Annotated in this window: 20 protein-coding genes and 1 pseudogene; 10 read left to right on the top strand and 11 right to left on the bottom strand. The window is 59.4% G+C overall.

Annotated elements, in window-relative coordinates:
* The first annotated feature begins 147 nt into the window (after positions 1-147).
* From B5D61_RS05915 to B5D61_RS05935, 5 genes are all read left to right on the top strand, one after another.
* On the top strand, positions 148-1,110 hold the full coding sequence (locus B5D61_RS05915) for a tyrosine-type recombinase/integrase (RefSeq protein WP_139373094.1): 963 nt from the start codon (positions 148-150) through the stop codon (positions 1,108-1,110).
* Between the two features lie 379 nt (positions 1,111-1,489).
* On the top strand, positions 1,490-1,681 hold the full coding sequence (locus B5D61_RS05920; RefSeq protein WP_078812401.1) for a hypothetical protein: 192 nt from the start codon (positions 1,490-1,492) through the stop codon (positions 1,679-1,681).
* A 111-nt stretch (positions 1,682-1,792) separates the two neighbouring features.
* The gene (locus B5D61_RS05925; RefSeq protein ID WP_078812402.1) at positions 1,793-2,407 is read left to right on the top strand and encodes a hypothetical protein; all 615 of its coding nucleotides are present in this window, start codon (positions 1,793-1,795) and stop codon (positions 2,405-2,407) included.
* An 86-nt stretch (positions 2,408-2,493) separates the two neighbouring features.
* Positions 2,494-3,441 carry an ArdC family protein gene (locus B5D61_RS05930; protein WP_078812403.1) on the top strand — a complete coding sequence of 316 codons (948 nt, stop codon included), beginning with the start codon at positions 2,494-2,496 and terminating at the stop codon, positions 3,439-3,441.
* Positions 3,438-7,622: a tail fiber domain-containing protein gene (locus B5D61_RS05935; RefSeq protein WP_078812404.1), complete on the top strand. Its 4,185-nt coding sequence runs from the start codon at positions 3,438-3,440 to the stop codon at positions 7,620-7,622. Before B5D61_RS05930 ends, B5D61_RS05935 begins: the two co-directional genes overlap by 4 nt.
* A 45-nt stretch (positions 7,623-7,667) precedes the next feature.
* Here the strand turns inward: B5D61_RS05935 and B5D61_RS05940 are convergent, their stop codons facing one another.
* Positions 7,668-8,444 carry a DUF2971 domain-containing protein gene (locus B5D61_RS05940; protein WP_078812405.1) on the bottom strand — a complete coding sequence of 259 codons (777 nt, stop codon included), beginning with the start codon at positions 8,442-8,444 and terminating at the stop codon, positions 7,668-7,670.
* A gap of 92 nt (positions 8,445-8,536) precedes the next feature.
* On the opposite strand from B5D61_RS05940, the gene B5D61_RS05945 reads away from it, so the two are divergent.
* The gene (locus tag B5D61_RS05945) at positions 8,537-9,025 is read left to right on the top strand and encodes a thermonuclease family protein (protein ID WP_217698923.1); all 489 of its coding nucleotides are present in this window, start codon (positions 8,537-8,539) and stop codon (positions 9,023-9,025) included.
* A 12-nt stretch (positions 9,026-9,037) separates the two neighbouring features.
* On the opposite strand, the gene B5D61_RS05950 is transcribed toward B5D61_RS05945, so the two are convergent.
* From B5D61_RS05950 to B5D61_RS05965, 4 genes are read right to left on the bottom strand one after another with little or no spacing between them, the layout of a single operon-like run.
* Positions 9,038-10,372, bottom strand: coding sequence for a HesA/MoeB/ThiF family protein (locus B5D61_RS05950; protein ID WP_078812406.1), 1,335 nt, complete (start codon positions 10,370-10,372; stop codon positions 9,038-9,040).
* Positions 10,369-10,713: a hypothetical protein gene (locus B5D61_RS05955; RefSeq protein WP_078812407.1), complete on the bottom strand. Its 345-nt coding sequence runs from the start codon at positions 10,711-10,713 to the stop codon at positions 10,369-10,371. The genes B5D61_RS05950 and B5D61_RS05955 overlap by 4 nt, the downstream gene beginning before the upstream one ends.
* Positions 10,714-10,715: 2 nt before the next feature.
* Positions 10,716-10,973 carry a hypothetical protein gene (locus B5D61_RS05960; RefSeq protein ID WP_078812408.1) on the bottom strand — a complete coding sequence of 86 codons (258 nt, stop codon included), beginning with the start codon at positions 10,971-10,973 and terminating at the stop codon, positions 10,716-10,718.
* 39 nt (positions 10,974-11,012) lie between these two features.
* The gene (locus tag B5D61_RS05965; RefSeq protein ID WP_078812409.1) at positions 11,013-11,246 is read right to left on the bottom strand and encodes a DUF2188 domain-containing protein; all 234 of its coding nucleotides are present in this window, start codon (positions 11,244-11,246) and stop codon (positions 11,013-11,015) included.
* Positions 11,247-11,382: 136 nt separating this feature from the next.
* On the opposite strand from B5D61_RS05965, the gene B5D61_RS05970 reads away from it, so the two are divergent.
* Together B5D61_RS05970 and B5D61_RS27195 are read left to right on the top strand one after the other, a co-directional pair.
* Positions 11,383-11,751: a helix-turn-helix domain-containing protein gene (locus B5D61_RS05970; RefSeq protein ID WP_078812410.1), complete on the top strand. Its 369-nt coding sequence runs from the start codon at positions 11,383-11,385 to the stop codon at positions 11,749-11,751.
* A 150-nt stretch (positions 11,752-11,901) separates the two neighbouring features.
* Positions 11,902-12,360 (top strand): ImmA/IrrE family metallo-endopeptidase, encoded by a 459-nt coding sequence (locus B5D61_RS27195; RefSeq protein ID WP_425440067.1) that lies wholly within the window; start codon positions 11,902-11,904, stop codon positions 12,358-12,360.
* Between the two features lie 40 nt (positions 12,361-12,400).
* Here B5D61_RS27195 and B5D61_RS25605 read toward each other — a convergent pair whose 3' ends face one another.
* Complete coding sequence (locus tag B5D61_RS25605) at positions 12,401-12,895, bottom strand: helix-turn-helix transcriptional regulator (protein WP_139373095.1); 495 nt, start codon at positions 12,893-12,895, stop codon at positions 12,401-12,403.
* Between B5D61_RS25605 and B5D61_RS27060 the strand changes: the two are divergent.
* Positions 12,856-12,975: pseudogene (locus tag B5D61_RS27060) on the top strand (ATP-binding protein); the annotation flags it as partial. The gene B5D61_RS25605 and the pseudogene B5D61_RS27060 sit on opposite strands and share 40 nt — an antisense overlap.
* A gap of 33 nt (positions 12,976-13,008) precedes the next feature.
* Positions 13,009-13,377 (top strand): magnesium chelatase subunit ChlI family protein, encoded by a 369-nt coding sequence (locus B5D61_RS05980; RefSeq protein WP_245846476.1) that lies wholly within the window; start codon positions 13,009-13,011, stop codon positions 13,375-13,377.
* Between the two features lie 72 nt (positions 13,378-13,449).
* On the opposite strand, the gene folE2 is transcribed toward B5D61_RS05980, so the two are convergent.
* From folE2 to B5D61_RS06010, 5 genes are all read right to left on the bottom strand, one after another.
* Entirely contained in the window at positions 13,450-14,247 is a 798-nt protein-coding gene (folE2, locus tag B5D61_RS05985; protein WP_078812413.1) for a GTP cyclohydrolase FolE2, read from the bottom strand.
* An 81-nt stretch (positions 14,248-14,328) separates the two neighbouring features.
* Entirely contained in the window at positions 14,329-14,568 is a 240-nt protein-coding gene (rpsR, locus tag B5D61_RS05990; RefSeq protein ID WP_078812414.1) for a 30S ribosomal protein S18, read from the bottom strand.
* 18 nt (positions 14,569-14,586) lie between these two features.
* The gene (gene rpmG, locus B5D61_RS05995; protein ID WP_078812415.1) at positions 14,587-14,760 is read right to left on the bottom strand and encodes a 50S ribosomal protein L33; all 174 of its coding nucleotides are present in this window, start codon (positions 14,758-14,760) and stop codon (positions 14,587-14,589) included.
* A gap of 23 nt (positions 14,761-14,783) precedes the next feature.
* On the bottom strand, positions 14,784-15,833 hold the full coding sequence (locus B5D61_RS26145) for a TraR/DksA family transcriptional regulator (RefSeq protein WP_176159249.1): 1,050 nt from the start codon (positions 15,831-15,833) through the stop codon (positions 14,784-14,786).
* Positions 15,834-15,983: 150 nt separating this feature from the next.
* Positions 15,984-16,538 carry an ECF-type sigma factor gene (locus B5D61_RS06010; protein WP_078812417.1) on the bottom strand — a complete coding sequence of 185 codons (555 nt, stop codon included), beginning with the start codon at positions 16,536-16,538 and terminating at the stop codon, positions 15,984-15,986.
* Positions 16,539-16,545: the final 7 nt, after the last annotated feature.

Here is a 16,545-nt window from a genome sequence, read left to right on the forward strand (position 1 = left end):
CCTCCGGGCCGAACATTGACAATCCACTCTTAATGTAGTGGAAAAGAGATAGACCCAGGTATCCTGGTGAGCGGTCTTTGGCCCGCGCACTTCGGCAATCAGACGGGAGAACTCCCGGAGGTTACTTACACGCCTAACAAGGCAACTATGTATCTGACGAAGCGTCGGCCCCACCTGCGAGGGTTTGGGCCGGTTGAAAGCGCCTTCGTTCGTGAAGGCGAAGACAACGAAACCCTTATCAGTTCATACCTGGAGTGGAAGCGCAGCTACGCGCCTCGCGCGTCGCAAACATACGCGATCTGGGTACGCCGGTTCCAGGAACAGATAGACAAAGCGCCCGAGGACATCGTGGTTGGCGATTGGGTCGCCTACGCTCGAAGCCTTGAGGGGCGCTTTGCTCCGAAGTCAGTGGAGTATGCGTTGAACATTGCCCACAACTACCTGCGCTTTTGGCAAGAGCAGGGAAGGCTTCGGAGGATGCCATTGTACCTCGCCCGTGTGGGCAGGGCGATGGCCTGCTCGCACCGGGCAATCGAGGAGCAGGAGTATCGCCGGATGGTGAACGCTCTTCAGACGGAGGGCGAAAAGTCCCTCCGTGATCTGGCTGTCGTGATGCTGCTTCACGACACCGGGATGCGGGTCGGCGAACTCGTGCAGCTTGAGATCGACCAGATTGAAGAGGATGCGTCCGCGACGATTCGGACCGAGAAGACGGTTCAGAGGCGACGCGTTTTCTGGAATCGCGGGACAGACGAGGTTCTGCACCGGCTCATTGTCGCGCGGATCAACTCGCACGCACCGACTGACTGGCTGCTCGTGGAAAAGTCCGGCAACGGTGAGCAGCCGCTCACGACGCGCACGGTGCAGCGGATCATCCAGCGAGCCAGCAAGCTCGCCGGGATCGATGGGCATGTTTCCCCGCATTCGTTTCGCCACGCCTTCATCCACCGGCTGGCGAAGCTAGGGACGCCCGATGCGATCATCGCGCAGCTCGTGGGACACAGCACGCCCTACACCATCGCGCACTACACCAAGCTGTCCCGCCCGGAGTTTTCAGACTTCGCGCGGCGGCAATTCGCGACGGCTGATGAGCTGGCGCTGGCGGCTTGAGCTGCCCTGCTTGTACGATGGGGGAGAGGGGGCTATAATAGTCCCCAGCTCCTTCCTACTCACAGGAACGGTCCGGTCTCGTGTCCAGCGCCGACGGCGCAAAGACTTACACGCGAGACGACTCGCTGCGCAAAATTGTTTTGATTTACGGGGGCTGTGGATAACGCCCCCTCCTTCTAGGGGGCATTGTGTCGCACAATACCACTTGTCGGAAGTCAAGACAGACCACTCCAGCGCGCGAGAGGGCCGTTCCTATGAAGGAGCGGCCCTTTTGCGTCGGGGAGCCTGGCGGCACTGAAAGATACGGGAGAGACCGCCGCCAGGCTCCCCGGCACAACCGGGGGACAGGTCGAGCATTACCCGCCCTAACTCCTCGCCCATGCGCAAGCGTCAGGAACTCGAATACGTGCCCGTCGGCCAGGATCAGGCGCAGCGGCCACACAAAAAAAGTGGCTTCCTCATTCGGCTGCTGCGGCTGATTTTTCAAGGCTTCACGGAACCATGCCCGTGCTCGAACTGCCGCTTGTCGAGGGGTGAGGAGGTAGCGGAACAGCAGGTTATCAAGTTCTGATCACTGGCCCGCACCGCGCTTCTTTCGCGGCGCACTGGCGGACGGCGCACGCGCCCCCGCTGGTCGAAAGTGGAAAGCGCACCAAGGCGCGGGCACTAGCAAACAAGCTTTATGGCGAAGAGACGAGTCGTGGATACCCGCTTCTGGGATGATTCCTACATCGCCCAGTTGAGTCCGAACGCGAAGCTTCTGTTCCTCTACCTCCTCACGAATCCCTTGACCAACTGCGGGGGTGTTTACGAAATCGCGGTGAAGCGAATCGTGCTCGATACCGGCTTCACCGCCCGCGAGGTCAGCGCCCAGCTAGACCGGCTGGAGTCTGACGAAAAGATCGTGCGCCGTGGGAACTGGATCGGGATTGTGAACTTCACCCGATACCAGACGCTCAACCCATCCGTGCGGCAGGGGATTGCCACCAGTTGGGCGAACGCCCCCGCCGAGATCATCGAGAAGCTGAGGATGCCAGCGGTCGCTCAGGCTCTTTTACCGGCCTCGCACAGGCTGGTCAGAGGCTCCGACAGACTGCCCGACTTAACCAAAACAAAAAAGAATCTGAACCTGAACGGCGCGGCGGGAGACGGGGCGGCATTGAACCAAGCAACTCCGAAAGGGGAAAGCCAGCCGGGAGCCGTCTCGCTCTCCGAATGGCTTCGACGCCGACGGTGGACGAATGACGATGAGCCGTGGAGGGGGCGCGGCTCTGACGGGGACAGCCGAGGGCGCTGAGAAGGGCTGGTGGTCGGCGCGAAGCCCATCTCGCCGAATGAGGCGGGCTTCATCTGACCATCAAACCCAAGAAGAAGCTCATTCATATGAATACGAAAACCGCCCTGGCGCTTGATAGCGCCGACACGAGGAGTGGCCGGACCGATCCCTACCAACTCGTCACGGAAACCATCCTCAAGCATCTGGAAAATGGCGTTGTCCCCTGGCATCGGCCTTGGCGGCGCGAGACGGGCAAGCCTCGCAACTACGAGACGGGCCGGTGCTACCGAGGCGTGAACCTGCTACTGCTGGGCATGTCCGGCTTTGCCTCGCCGTTCTGGCTCACCTACCGGCAGGTGCAGGCTCTCGGCGGAACCGTCCGCAAGGGGGAGCACGGCTCGATGGTGGTCAACTGGGGCAAGTTCACACCTGGCAGCGAAGACACGGACGATCAGGCCAAACGACAAAACCAGAGATCGCGCTACTACCTCCGAAGGTATGTGGTCTTCAACACGGTGCAGACCGAGGGAATTAAGTTTGAGCCGCCCGAGGCTCCGGCTTCATTACCAGAATCAGCGCGTATCGCCTCCGCAGAGCAAATCGTGGCCGACATGCCGAACCGTCCAGTCATCATGGAAGGGCGTCGGGATTCGGCGTTCTACAGGCATTACACCGACACGGTTCACATGCCAGCTTTCGGCTCGTTCGAGAGCGCGGAGAGCTACCACCTCACGCTCTTCCACGAGCTGATTCACGCCACCGGGCATCAGTCTCGCCTGAATCGAAAGACGCTCACTGAGAGCGATGGGTTCGGCGGCAAGGTTTACTCGCAGGAGGAGCTGGTCGCCGAGATCGGCGCGGCCTACCTCGGGATGGAGGCGGGTATCGTGCCGGATGAGCACGCGCAGTCCGCCGCCTACATTCAGTGCTGGCTCGAAGCGTTGCGCGAGCCGGACCACAGGCGGTGGTTGGTGATCGCTGCGAGCCAAGCCGCGAAAGCCACCGACTTCGTGCTCGGCACCCATACCACGGTGTTCGAGGAAGCCGAGGCATGACCATCACCTCCCGAGTCTGTCGGGAGGTTTTCTTTTTTGCTTCGTTGCCTGTGGAAAATCACAGAGTCTGTCATTTCAGCAACGCTCGCTCCTGTGGGATAATTCGCCGCATGGGGCTTGCCAAGTTCGCGACGGTTGCGCTAGTCGCGCTGGCAGCGCTCGCGCCTGCGGCTACGGTCCTTCAGGGAGACCAAGCGACGAGGGAGCGCCTAGCTCAAATTTCAGCTGTCGCGTTCGGGAGCCGGAACGCCGCTGCCGCTGCTGAGGCTCTCGAATTGCGCTGCGGCTGGCTCGACTGGCTCTGGTGGGGTTGTGAGGTTGAGACGCCTGTAGTCACGCCTCCGCCGGAATCGGAACCTCCAGAAGTCGTCGAGGTCGTCTCGACGGGTGTCCCCGCCGAATATGCCGTAACCGAGCACGTCATCGAACGCATCGTGGTTCGCGAGGAACCCGCCGACCAAAGTGCCCTCCTGTCGCTGCTGGAGCGCGTCGGCCTGCTTGAGGCTGAGATCGGCGATTTCGAGGGTAGCTACCAGCCCGCCCGCGACTACTCGCCGAAGTCGGCGGCCCGGTCCCGAGAGCGGGAGCGGGAGCGTACCGACGAGTCCATCGTCACGGCTATCTCAAGCGGCTCGTCTGACGCCTCGCTCAACTCGCTCGCCGTGAGCGGCGGTGCCACATCGACCTTCGCGAACGGCCTCGACATCGACGAGGGCTGCTACGCCATCAACGGCGTGTGCGTCGGGGCGGGCATCGTCTCGTCGCAGTGGGACAGCGTCCCGGGCGGCCTGAGCTACGTGGGCGGCAACGTTGGGATCGGGACGACAAGTCCCTCTGTTGCCTTTGTGGTAACAGGCGAGTCGCACCTCGCTACGACAACCATCAGCGGCGGCCTAACCGTCATTGGCAATACGACCATCACTCAGGGCGGGCAGCTAACCGTCGGCGACAAGATCATTGCCCCGGGCGAAATTGGCCTGGGAACCACGTCCCCCTCCGCGAAGCTCGCGATACAGAGTACGGATCCTAGCCAGACGGCGTTCCTTCTCCAGTCAACGCCAGGTCAGGTGAATCCGCTTATCGACGTCTTCGGCAACTCAAACACCAGCTTCTTCCGTTTGACTGCTGGCGGACACGTGGGAATCGGCACCTCGACCCCGACCCAGGCGCTTGCCGTCCAGGGTGATGCGCACGTATCGGGCACGATGACCGTCGGGGCGCTCAACTCCTCGGGGGTATTGAGCGTCGGCGGCAACTTGCGCCTCGTGTCGTCGGGAACGGACTCGAACCGCTTGGTGTTTGGCAACTCTGTGGGCGAAGACAGCATCCGGCTGCGTGGCTACGGGGGCGAGCGGGGCTGGGTCTTCACCGTTGGGGGCAGCGACGCCTACTACTTTAACCAGGACGGCGGCTTCCAGGCGGCTGAGGTGTCCGCGAACGAAGGCACCTTCGGCCAGCTCACGGTCTCTGGTGGCACCGCGCTTAACGTCAACGAGTCTGGCGGCTTGGCGCGCATCAAGTTCCAGAACCCGAGCGCCGCAGATACGTGGTACCTGGGTACGCGCTCATCCACTGGGGACAACTTCAACTTCGAGACAGGGGCAGGCCAGCTCCTCTCGATCACGACGGCGGGTAGTGTCGGTATCGGAACAACGACGCCGTCCCAAAGACTCACCGTCGCTGGCAACCAGAACCTCACCGGCTACCTTTCGTTCGATGACAACATCGACATCAGGCCTGCCGGGCTTTCGACGGGAGGGTACGGAAACACCCTGATTGGCATAGGGAACAGCGTCGCCAACAGCACGGCCAGCGTTGCCGTCGGGAGCGGCAACACCGTCAACGGCTTCTTGAGCTTCGCGTTCGGGCGAGGCAATACGATTGGAGCCACCTCGTACTCAGGAGCTTACGGGCTTAACAACTCCGTCGGTCAATCAAATGCTTTCGCCTTTGGTCAGGGCATCACAAACAATACGCTGAACTCTGTGATGATCGGGCCTTCCGATACGGCGAAAATGACCATCCTTTCGAGTGGCAACGTGGGTATCGGCACGGCAACGCCTGGCGCGAAGCTTGATGTTGCGGGTGGCGCGGCGACGACCGCCGTCAGCGGGCTGCGCGTGAGCCAGACATGGAACAGCTCAGGCACGACATTCCCTGGAGCACTGGTAGTCGATGTGACAAACACAGCCAGCGCGGACCAGTCGAAGCTCGTGGATGTGAGCTACAACGGTACTAGCGCGTTTTCGGTGCTGCGCGACGCGACCTGGGGCAACACTTTCTCCCTGCCAGGGCATGGCAGCATCGGGGGCGTCAATTTCCTTTTTGGCCAAATTTCTGGAGTTGGGAAGCTCGATGGTGCCAGCGGCGCCTACAGGATCTTAGACACCGGCGACGGCTCTGGTGCAATTCAATTGGCGCAGAGCACCCCGGTCACGTGGGGAGCGCCATATTATGCGCCCGATACGGGTCTGAGCCGAAGCGCAGCCGGAGTCCTAAAGGTGACAGACGGGGCATCAGGATTAGGCACCTTGGTCGTCGGCAACATCGGCATTGGCACCACCTCTCCTTTCGCAAAGCTATCTGTTGTCGGCAGCGGATACTTTGACGGGAATGTCAACGCCACGGGTCCCCTGAGCGTGAGAAGTTCTTCCGAGGGAAGCACCAACTACACGATCTATTCTCAAAATTCCACGTACGATAGGAAAATAGGATTTGTGTGGGATGCGGGAGGAGCATCGGCTGGCATCAATACTGATTCGGGATTGAGCCTGTATGCAGGTAGCGGAATCACACTTAGCCCAAGCGCTGGAGCAACTTATGTTAATAGCAACTTGGGTGTGTATGCTCACGGTGGAGTCGGATCGCCCGCGTCAAGACTATCTGTAAATGGTAACGCAGCAATCGGAAGCTCATATTTTCAAACCGCCGCACCTACAAATGGTTTAATTGTGGAGGGAAATGTCGGTATCGGTTCCACGACTCCTGGGGCGAAGCTCACTGTTGTCACCGCGAATGGTACGGCAACGAACCAGCAGTTTTCCATCGGCAACGGAAATGGCAGCGACTACTACATCGGCAGGGATGGGGTTACGAACGGCCACCTAGTTTTTTCGGGCGGGCTCGCCGGACAAGCTGGCTACGACTTTAACGGTCCCGTGACCTCAAATGGCGCTACCCTCATCTCGCAGGGCGTCCCAGGGTTAATGGTTGGAAATGTGGGGGGGCTGGCAGCGCCAGCTCAAGGAATCAGAATTGCAGGTAGCGCTGATGGCACGTTTGACTACACAATTGCGCGGGAGTCGAACGCCACGGGAAACCTGCAATTTGTGGGGACTAACGCAGGTCAAACGGCGTACGTTTTCTTCAACGGCGCGTCTGAAATATTCCGTGTTGCGGGTTCCGGTTCCGTTTACTCGGCGACGCTCGGTGGCGGCGCAACTAACGTTACGGTGGACGCCAACGGCAACCTCATCCGCGATCCGTCCGATGCGAATCTCAAGGAGAACGTCGAGGCCGTGTCCTCTGCCGAGGCACTCGAAAAAGTTCTCACCCTGCGCGGCGTGACCTTCGACTGGCGCGACCAAGAGAAGTACGGCCCGCAGCGCGAGCTCGGCTTCATCGCCCAGGAGGTTCAGGCGGTCATCCCCGAGGCGGTTTCGGATGGCGGCGACTACCTCTCGCTGTCGGTCAAGCCAATCGTCGCGGCGCTCGTTGAGGCGCTCAAGGCGGTGTGGGCGGTGGTAGAAGACCTCGTGGCCAAAGTGGAGGGTCTGGCGACGCTAGTGAAGACCCAGCGCACCGAGACCGAAACCCTCTGCGTCGGCGAGACCTGCATCACCGAAGCCGAGCTGCAGATTCTGCTGCGCGACGCAGACGTTCCCGAGAGCGCTCCCCGTGAAGATGGTCCGTCGGATGCGGAACCCGAAGAAGGATCGGACGAGGAGCCCTTGGACTCCGGAGAGCAGCCGGTTTCTGACAACGAGGCCGATGACGGCAGCGGCGAGGAGTCCAGCGGAGATGCTCCGCCGGAAGCGTCTGTTGGTGACGAGGAAGAAAGCCCGGCTGAGGTGCCCTCTGAAGGCGACCCAGAGCCCGCTGGTGACGGTGATGCCGCCAGCGAGGAGTCTGCTCCTGCCGACGATGGCGCGTCTGGGGACGATGCCCCGGCGGCAGAGTAGGCGGCAGGAGTCTTCTGCTCGGGTCGGTGCCCTGCTCTGCTTGGGCTAGCTGAGTCTGGCGACCAGATTCGGGATTCGGTAGAGGTCAGACTGGCGAACCGTGCAGTTAAAACCGAGAGTCGCGAGATCGGCGCGGTGCGCGGCGACGGCGGAATCTTCCAGTCTCGGATCGAGCACGATCTCGTCAAAGAGCAAGAGCGGGTCGAGCGGGTAGAAAAACCGGTCTTCAGCGCTGCTGCGCTTGTTTGGGCTAAGGTAAATCAAGCGCACCTCGCTCTCGTGCGAGAACGCGAGGCGCTTGAGGAGCAAGGTCTTGCACTGGTTCACCCCGGAGGTGTCGAACGCGGCCGCGTTAACAAACTTTGGGTCGGTTATCGAGGCGCGGATAGCATCCTCAGAATGGTACGAGACTTTTCCGATGAAGCAGGATATGTCCCGGAACTTGCCCTCGCTCTTGTAGAGGCCGGACAGAAGCTTTCGCGGCGTGCAGCGAACCCGGACGCCGTCTTTCTCGTGGCTGTAGATTCGCCACATCGCGTCGGTTTCCTCGGCGTCGGTCCAGCATTGGCCGTAGAGGTCGTCTCGCATCCCGAAACCGATGCGGTTCCCGTGCTCGTCGAGGGCGGTGGCCGAGAACAGGAAGTTCTCGAAGGGGTCGTCCCAAAGCTTGGTGCGGACGAGGCAGTTTTTCTTGCCTGTGGCCATTTCACGCAGCCGCGCGAACGGCATGAAGCGGTAGATAGGCGCGTCGATCTTCGACTGGTCGTCCCAGTTGAGGAAGTTGTTGGATGGTGGTCTAGAGGTCGTGTTTTTCGTGCTCATGTATGTATTTAGTCTCCAGCCGCGAAAAAATAATCGGCGACGGTGAAATTTCTTTCTGGCGGGTCAATCGGTCGGTGTGAAAGTGGGCTGTCGTGGTTCAATTTCACAATTTCGGCCTACTGCTCGTCGCGGCCTGGATGTCGGTCGGGCTAGGCCTGACCGGCTTGGAAGCCAGCGAAATCACAGGGAAGGTGGTCGGCGTGCACGACGGCGACTCGCTCACGCTCCTCACGCCAGACAAAACGCAGATCAAGGTCCGGCTCGAAGGCATCGACGCGCCCGAGCTGAAGCAGCCGTTCGGGGCAGCCTCCAAGAAGGCGCTCTCCGACTTGGTGTTTGGTAAGACTGTGCGGCTGGAGGAAACCGGGAAGGACCGCTACAGGCGGACGCTCGGGAACATCTTCGTCGGCGATGTCTGGGTGAACCTCGCCATGGTCGAGAGGGGAATGGCGTGGTTCTTCGTGAAGTACAGCAAAGAGGCCACGCTCGAATCAGCAGAGATCAAAGCCCGCAAGATGCGATTGGGTCTGTGGGGCGGCAAAGACCAGACCGCCCCGTGGGAATGGAGGAAGAGCAAGTAGCTCAGGGGAGCGTCACAGCCTCTTGAAAACCGGGTCGCCTGATGCGTCCAGAGGGTAATGGCTGCATGGGATGGTCTTTAGAAGCGGCAGGAGGTTTGATGGCGAGAGCGTCGCGGTGGAGCCTCGGTAGTCGAGTCTTGCGTGCGGCGCTTTGCCGGACCAGCCGGTCAACAGTTGCACCGCATAGCCGACTGCGGCAGACGCGAGAATGCCGTTCGGCCACACGACTTGCGGTTGCTTGCCCGCGCCGTAGCCCTGCGCCTCCTCGGCCAGGTTTTCCGGTGTGAGCACGCGAAGGCAGTGCAGGCACGACTCGCCGGGCAACGAAAGGGCGACCTGACCGCTGATTTCGTTTCGGTCGGGCAGCACCATCATTCCAATGTCTATGAGCGGAATCTGGTGGGAGCGGCAAAACGCCTCCAAGTCGCGTCTGGCGCGAAATGAATCCAGGCAGCCGAAGACGATGTCGCATTCTCGCAACTGCTCGCGCTTTTCCTCCCACGAGGCGGGCGCATCGCTGAGCACAGCAGACGAGTGGAGCGCCTTGATGAGGCGCGCTGCGATAGCGGTCTTGTGCCTGCGCTTGATCGCGTCGCGCATCGTTGCCCCGATGAGCCTGTTGAGGTTGGTCTTCTCGGTCCGGTCATCGTCGCAGAGGACCAGGTTGAGAAACCCGATATGTGCTAGCTGCTGGCATACATGAGAGCCGCCCCCGCCAAGGCCAACGACTCCAATGCGTGCTTTCGAGAAAATGGCTTGAGAGTCTTCGCCGAGGAAACTCTGCCGGTCATAGTCAACGGCCTCAAATGGCCTCAAGAAGTCTAGAAATCCGCGCTTCCGTGGCGGCGGAGAACGGTCTGGGAGGAGCATCGGAAACCCGACAACCGAGAAGTCTTGGATTGGGGCAATGCTCGAACCCGGCGCAATCACTTCGCCGCACATTCCGTCCTCAGAGAGCACCGCCCACCCGTGAAATGATGAGGCGTGCGCGTTGGCCAAACTCTGTGCGACTCGCGGCCCCTCCCGGCAATCGACGGCGCTCGCCACCGGGACCCCACTTCGCCCGTGCGTGTGAACCCAGAGCTGGCCGACACCTCCTCCAATGGATCTCCCCATTGCCTGTCTGATTGCCTCTCCGCCAATCCTTCCCCCGCAGTGAGGGTCGCGGATGTAGAGGTCGTCGGCAATCTCGTGGTAATCCGTGGCAAGCAGGACGGTGTGGTTGTTCCGGGTTGACCTGCGGAGCGAAAAGAAGCCAAGCCTTTCGTGCGCGAAAGGGTGGGGGCGCTCAAGGTCGTCTAAGCCTTTGGCGAGCAGACTGCGTGATATCTTGAGGGTCACTTTCATTCACGGAATGCGGCCAGATGATCAATCACCATCTGCGCAAGGCTTAGCCCTGCCTTTGTTTTCCAGGAGACAGCCCACCATGTTTGACCCAGAATATGGCTCCCGGTGTTTGGGTTCCAGTTGGTGCCCTTCCCTCTGTGCGCGACTTTTTGGTCCAAGAACAGGCGCGACGGATAGCCGTCACGGTCATGGGGGCAAAGCAGCACTTTCACCTCACGCGGCTGGCAGTGCTCAGGGAGCGTGAACTGTTCGATGAGAACAAATTCGACGCCGCCTTCCGAGGCCAACGACAGGTTTGGAAAGAGAGCCTTAAGCTCTGCGATCTGTTGGGCGTCGGGCATTGTCAGCTCGCTCCTCCGCTGGGGCAGTGGCTCGCGAAAACCTCGCCGCCCTTGATGTCGATGCGAGCGTTGTGGTCGAGCGGTTTGAGTTCGGTGCCAACGAGTTGGCACAGGACATCGCTTTGGGGAATGTTGGGATTCGGGATCGTCTTGATCTGCGCCACCGGGTGGATTCCGGGCCGCACCTCGTAGGGGGTGTTGTTGATCGTAATGGTGACCTTTTCGGGGCCGCGATTGTCGGGTTTATCTTCTGGTTTCATAAATGCTTGTCTTGAGGTTTCAGGAGGTTGGATTGTGGATTAGCCAATCGGCGGACACTGATCCGGGCCGTAGGTGTTTCGCTCGCGGATTTGGCCGTTCTTCGCGTGGATGAACATCTCGCTTTTCTGGTTTTGAGCGATGGTCCGTGCGGCACCGATAGCTGCCGTTTGCGTCGTGTGACGCGAAGTCACGCGTTCGCTGCCTTCTGCTCTGACTGCCCAGGCCCCCTTGTGAGGGACCACATGCTGATTGTTGGACTGCTTCGGGTTCATTTTTTTCTTGTAGGGGATGGGGTTTGGTGTCTTTATTGCGTTCGTGAAATCGTTTCACTGGTATTACATATAGACTCCCCGTGAAGGCGTGCAAGGATTTTTTTCATCAATGAAACACATTCACTAAAGAAACAAAATGGCAGAATCACACGAAATCGACCTGAAGAAGCTGGCGGCACTAGTATCAAGAAAGCGAGGCGGGCGGCCCCTGCGGGATGTTGCCGCCGAAATTGGCGGTGTCAGCGCACCAACCCTGTCGAGGGTTGAGAAAGGAAATGTCCCCGATGTGGACACCTTCATGCGGCTCTGCCGCTGGCTGGAAGCTTCCCCTGACGATTTCCAGACACGCGCCTCAGAGCGAACTGTTGGGGCTGAAATCAGTTCTCCAGAACGCATCTGCGCGTTCCTTCGTGCGGACAGAACTTTGCAGCCGGACACCGCGAAGGCGCTGGCTACAATGATTGAACTTGCCTACAAGGGGATGAAGGGTGGAGGCATTCAATGAACAATCATGTGCGCGCGACTAGGAATCGATGTGAAACTCAGAATGGGGAGAGGCTTCAAGGCCGATGCTGAAAAGCTCTCTGTTGATGTGCGGGCTGCGCTCAAGCTTCAGCCGCATGATCGAATTCCTGCGGAGACGCTGGCCGAACGAATGGGATTCCGCGTCATAGAGCCGTCGGCGATTCCAGGACTCTCTGAAGGTCACCTGAAAGTCCTCACCGGAGACGGCAAAAACAATTGGTCGGCTGTTTTGATCAAAGCGGAAAACGGAGATGGGGGTCTCATCATCAACAATCCGACACACTCGCCTTGCCGTCGGGAGAGCAACATCTTCCATGAGATCAGCCACGACTTGTGCCAGCACGAGCCAGATGAGGTGATCAACTTGGGCGGCCTCGCTGTCAGGTCATTTTCTTCAGAAAAGGAGGAACAAGCTGAGAGGCTGGGCTATGCCCTTCACATCTCTCGCGATGCGCTGTTTTGGGCGGCGAAGAGGAAACTGACCCGGAGCGGAATCGCTGAACATTTTTGTGCGAGCGAAATCCTCGTTCGGCATCGAATCAACTCGACGGCAGTCGAACGAATCTTAAAAAGGGCCATTCCGACCTGATGGTCCTTCTGGGCTGGGAAAGCCTCGCCGAGCGAGCATCTCAGGTCGTCTGCGTGCTAAAGAATGGGAAGAGGGCAGCGGCACCGAGAAGAGGGGATTTCAGAATCCGTTGTCGAGCTTTCGGACAAGGGCTTGTTTTGCCCGAGAGCCAATTGAAGAGGGTCTTTCGTTCGATTCCAAGTCGAACTGCCAGCAACTCTCGTGGCAGACCGTGACGCCGCTGGAGGGATGTTAGGGCTTGGTCAAGATTCGTGGGGGCTGGAGTCGGGTCGTAGCCGAGGAACTGGATCACTTTGGGCCATTGCCAAACTTTCGGCGCAATCCGGTCGGCCTCCCAGCCGTTGTAGGAGGTGAATGTCACCCCGAACCGAGAAGCCGCCTGCTCCTGTGTCTCCCCGAGGTCGAGGCGGCGCTTCCGAAGGTGCTCCCCAAGTGTCTTGGGGGAGTCTGGGTAGCCTTTCACCCGCTTCTCGTGGGGGCCGAGGCAATGTAGGGGTGCCCGGATTGTGGCCCAGAAAAAAGGCAACGTACCCATGCCCTTGTGGCTACTATGGGGATAGCAAACGTGCTTGTCGTTGTGGTTCACCCATAATTCTAAAGTATCGTCAGCGAATCAGCGGCCCGCTACTTGATCGCATTGATCTACATGTGGAGGTGCCGCTGGTGGAATATCGAGCCCTCGCTCAAACAGAGCCAGCGGAGTCTTCGGCAAGCATTCGCCTGCGTGTCGAACAAGCTCGGCAGATCCAGATCCAACGCTTCCAAGGTCTGAAAGGCATTCACACCAACAGCGCCATGACGCCGCGGCTCATCAAACGGCACTGCGAGCTGGATGCGGAGTCGGGCGCTCTCATGGAGCAGGCCATGGGTAATATGAACTTCAGTGCCCGCGCCCATGACCGCATCTTGAAAGTGGCCCGCACATTGGCCGACCTTCGTGGTTTGGAAAAAATCGATGCGGATTGCGTCCTCGAAGCGGTGAACTACCGCACTCTGGACAGGAACCTGTGGAGTTGAGTTCGCTCCCCAGGTTGACTTCATTTTTGTGACGACAAACTGAGCTGACCGAATTCAGCCAGCCCTCTCCAATCAAATTAGCGCTGGCTGATTGTGGCTCTCAATCACGGCCCAAGCATTATGATTGTGAATGGACTCGAAGTTTTCAGCCTCCACCCGGAACCATTTGATCTGCTTATGACCGTAAGCCTTCTGCGCCACGCTGCGGACCAGGTCTTCGACGAAGACCGGGTTGTCGTAAGCTGCTTCGGTGACGTATTTTTCATCGGGGCGCTTCAGCACACTGTAAAGTTGGCTGCTGGCGCTGGCTTCCACGAGTTCAATGAGGTCTTCAATCCAGATCGGCTGGCGGAAACGCACCGAGAGCGTCACCAAGCCACGCTGATTGTGAGCCCCACGCTCGCTGATCGCCTTGGAGCACGGGCAAAGCGTGGCCACAGGCACCTCGACGGTGACGACGTAGTCCACTTCATCGCCCTCGGCATTGACCTCGAACACCACTCCGTAATCCAGAAGTCCTTCAGCCTTGGTCACAGGGGCGCGCTTGGCCCGAAAATAGGGGAAGCGCATCTCCACATGGGCCTTGCGGGCATTCAGGCGCGACAAAAGTTCACGCGGCATGGCAGCTATGCTGGCGACGGTCAACTCACGGCCATGGGCATGAAGCACCTCGACAAAACGGCTCATGTGAGTGCCCTTGTAGTGATGCGGCAGATCTACAGCCATGGTCACCGTAGCCACGGTGTGCTGTTGGGACTGGTCGCGATCACGTATGCGCAGAGGGAAGCGCAGATTTTTCACGCCAACACGGTCGATCGCGATTTTACGATCATCCCGCTCGTTCTGAGTGTCTTTGAGGGAGGAAGGCATCCGGAAATATACGAAACAAAATTTCCCACTGCCGCAGCTAGCAACAGTGGGAAAAGATTTTCAGCACCGCTATCGAACGGCTCAGGGGAGCAAGTTCACCGCGCGAGCACGCTTCACTTCGCGGGTCACTTTGCGATGAAGCCAAGCTGGCAGACCCGTGACACGGCGGGGGATCAGCTTACCAGTCTCCGTGAGGAAACGAGCGAGGAGCTCAGGATTGGAATAGTTAAGCTTCTCCACCGGGATGTCCATCCGGCGACGAGGCATCCGGCGGTTGTTCTTGCGGAGGGAGATGAGGCGTTCGGTAGTCTTAGGTTGCATGACGGTAACGGCAGCAGATTAGCGGATCTCACGATGCAGGGTGCGACGCTTGAGGAAGGGATTGAACTTCACTTTCTCAAGACGACCCGGAGTGCGCGGGCTCTTTTTGTTGCGAGTGCTGACGTAACGGGACGTGGGCATGCCCTCCGCTTTCGCTTCCGTGCATTCGAGGATGATGATTTCGCGTGCCATAAAATTGGGGCCGTGAGCTTAGACTACTCTTTACTGAAGTCAAGCGACTCGTTATTATTGCTGCTCGAACTGCCGGAATCTTCCTCGTCGCGATCGTCATCGCCGTCGTCGGAGGCTTCATCCAGGCCGAACAGAGAACGGACGGGACGGTTCCAGCGACCACTGCGCTGCTCACGCTCAATGCGCTCCTGGCAGCCGACGGTGAAACGGGTGAATGGGAGAGCTTCGAGACGCTCTTCAGGGATGGTTTCGCCAGACATTTCGCAGATGCCATACATGCCCAGATCAATGCGCTTGAGGGCTTCATTGATTTCATAGATGGCGTCTTGTTCCTTGGCCAGGAGGCTGAGGGCGAAGTCGCGGTCATAAGCATCACTGCCGGCATCGGCCTGATGCATGCCAAAGGCGGATGAATCGCCCTCGCTGCCACGCAGGCTGCTGTTGGTCACGCCTTCAGCGGAGTTCAGGTAGGCGTCGCGCAGTTCCACGAGGCGCTGGCGCTGCTTCTTGAGAAAGGCCGCTGGGAGCACGGGCTTTTTCGGCGGCGTGTCCATGGTGATGCCTTCATCTTCAGCACGGCCGGTGCGGCGGACGTTGGTGATTTTAGGGGTTGATGCAGAGGCCTTGGGTTTAGCCGGGGCAGCCACTTTTTCCTCCTTGGGAGCTGGGGCAGCTTTTTTCGTGGCTGCTGGAGCAGGGGCCTCCTTCGCAGGGGCTGGAGCAGAAGCTTTTTCTTTTTTAGCGGCCGGGGCTGGGGCAGCAGCCGCTTTTTCCTTCTTGGCAGGAGCTTCCTTCACTGCGGCTTTTTTAGCAGGCGCGGCATTGGCGGCAGGCTTAGGAGCAGCGGCTTTTTTGGCAGCCGGTTTAGGGGCGGCAGATTTGGCAGGGGCTTTCTCTTTCTTCACGGGGGGAGATTTCTTCGGCGCAGGGTTGGCCGCCTTGGTCACGGGCTTGGCTGGGGACTTGGATGCTGGTTTAGCAACCTTAGCCGGGGCTTTCGCGGCGGGCTTTGCTGGAGCTTTCGTCGCAGGTTTTGCCGGAGCTTTGGGCGCTGGGGTCTTTTTCGCAGGCATGGCTCGTGAGGTTGGGGCGTTGATTCGCTTGGCATCCACCGATTTTTCGCAATCGGCGGAAAGAGCGCGGATAGTGATGTGCTTTGCCAAAAATGGCAACCGGAATTCCCAAGCAGAATTTTAGCCTTATCTGCCAAAATCACCCTATTATCACCCCATGGTCGAAATTTCCCGGTGTAACCAAGCCCTGGCATAAGCCCAATCACGTTTGGCGGTCGGCTCGGAGACGCCCAGGACTTCCGCCGCTTCGGCAAAGGTCAATCCGACGAAATAGTGCAGTTTCACCAACTCTGCTTTACGAGGATCTTCCGCGGCCAATTTATCCAGCGCCTCGTGCACGGCGAGGAGTTCATCATCTTGCGCCACCGGGGCTGCGACGGGCAAATCATCGTCCAGCATCACCTGCTCCTGGCCGGCCCCGTGACGCACGGCGCGTCGCCTGCGCGCCCGGTCGATCAAAATCCGACGCATGGCCTCCGCCGCCGCCCCAAAGTAGTGGCTTCGGTTTTGGAAATTCGCAGCCCCGAGCTTTAACCAAGCCTCATGGACCAAGGCGGTGGCTTGCAGCGTCTGGCCAGGCAACTCCCGTGCCATCTTGGCGGCAGCCAGCTTGCGCAGCTCGGCATAAACGGCCGTCAAAAGCTGGTTAGGCGCAGATTCCTGCCCCTGCTGGCAGGCCTGAAGGAGAAGGGTGATCTGATTCATCGGGCAA

Source organism: Prosthecobacter debontii, assembly GCF_900167535.1.
GTDB lineage: Bacteria > Verrucomicrobiota > Verrucomicrobiia > Verrucomicrobiales > Verrucomicrobiaceae > Prosthecobacter > Prosthecobacter debontii.

Excerpts from the sequence above, each read along its gene's own strand:
- B5D61_RS05965 (WP_078812409.1), bottom strand. The coding sequence starts at position 11,246 with ATGAACCCGAAGCAGTCCAACAATCAGCATGTGGTCCCTCACAAGGGG.
- B5D61_RS05940 (WP_078812405.1), bottom strand. The coding sequence starts at position 8,444 with ATGAGCACGAAAAACACGACCTCTAGACCACCATCCAACAACTTCCTC.
- B5D61_RS05920 (WP_078812401.1), top strand. The coding sequence starts at position 1,490 with ATGCGCAAGCGTCAGGAACTCGAATACGTGCCCGTCGGCCAGGATCAG.
- B5D61_RS05915 (WP_139373094.1), top strand. The coding sequence starts at position 148 with ATGTATCTGACGAAGCGTCGGCCCCACCTGCGAGGGTTTGGGCCGGTT.
- rpsR (WP_078812414.1), bottom strand. The coding sequence starts at position 14,568 with ATGCAACCTAAGACTACCGAACGCCTCATCTCCCTCCGCAAGAACAAC.
- B5D61_RS05960 (WP_078812408.1), bottom strand. The coding sequence starts at position 10,973 with ATGAAACCAGAAGATAAACCCGACAATCGCGGCCCCGAAAAGGTCACC.
- B5D61_RS06010 (WP_078812417.1), bottom strand. The coding sequence starts at position 16,538 with ATGAATCAGATCACCCTTCTCCTTCAGGCCTGCCAGCAGGGGCAGGAA.
- B5D61_RS05930 (WP_078812403.1), top strand. The coding sequence starts at position 2,494 with ATGAATACGAAAACCGCCCTGGCGCTTGATAGCGCCGACACGAGGAGT.
- rpmG (WP_078812415.1), bottom strand. The coding sequence starts at position 14,760 with ATGGCACGCGAAATCATCATCCTCGAATGCACGGAAGCGAAAGCGGAG.
- B5D61_RS05970 (WP_078812410.1), top strand. The coding sequence starts at position 11,383 with ATGGCAGAATCACACGAAATCGACCTGAAGAAGCTGGCGGCACTAGTA.
- B5D61_RS05950 (WP_078812406.1), bottom strand. The coding sequence starts at position 10,372 with ATGAAAGTGACCCTCAAGATATCACGCAGTCTGCTCGCCAAAGGCTTA.
- B5D61_RS25605 (WP_139373095.1), bottom strand. The coding sequence starts at position 12,895 with ATGGGTACGTTGCCTTTTTTCTGGGCCACAATCCGGGCACCCCTACAT.
- B5D61_RS05935 (WP_078812404.1), top strand. The coding sequence starts at position 3,438 with ATGACCATCACCTCCCGAGTCTGTCGGGAGGTTTTCTTTTTTGCTTCG.
- B5D61_RS05925 (WP_078812402.1), top strand. The coding sequence starts at position 1,793 with ATGGCGAAGAGACGAGTCGTGGATACCCGCTTCTGGGATGATTCCTAC.
- folE2 (WP_078812413.1), bottom strand. The coding sequence starts at position 14,247 with ATGCCTTCCTCCCTCAAAGACACTCAGAACGAGCGGGATGATCGTAAA.
- B5D61_RS27195 (WP_425440067.1), top strand. The coding sequence starts at position 11,902 with ATGGGATTCCGCGTCATAGAGCCGTCGGCGATTCCAGGACTCTCTGAA.
- B5D61_RS05955 (WP_078812407.1), bottom strand. The coding sequence starts at position 10,713 with ATGCCCGACGCCCAACAGATCGCAGAGCTTAAGGCTCTCTTTCCAAAC.
- B5D61_RS26145 (WP_176159249.1), bottom strand. The coding sequence starts at position 15,833 with ATGCCTGCGAAAAAGACCCCAGCGCCCAAAGCTCCGGCAAAACCTGCG.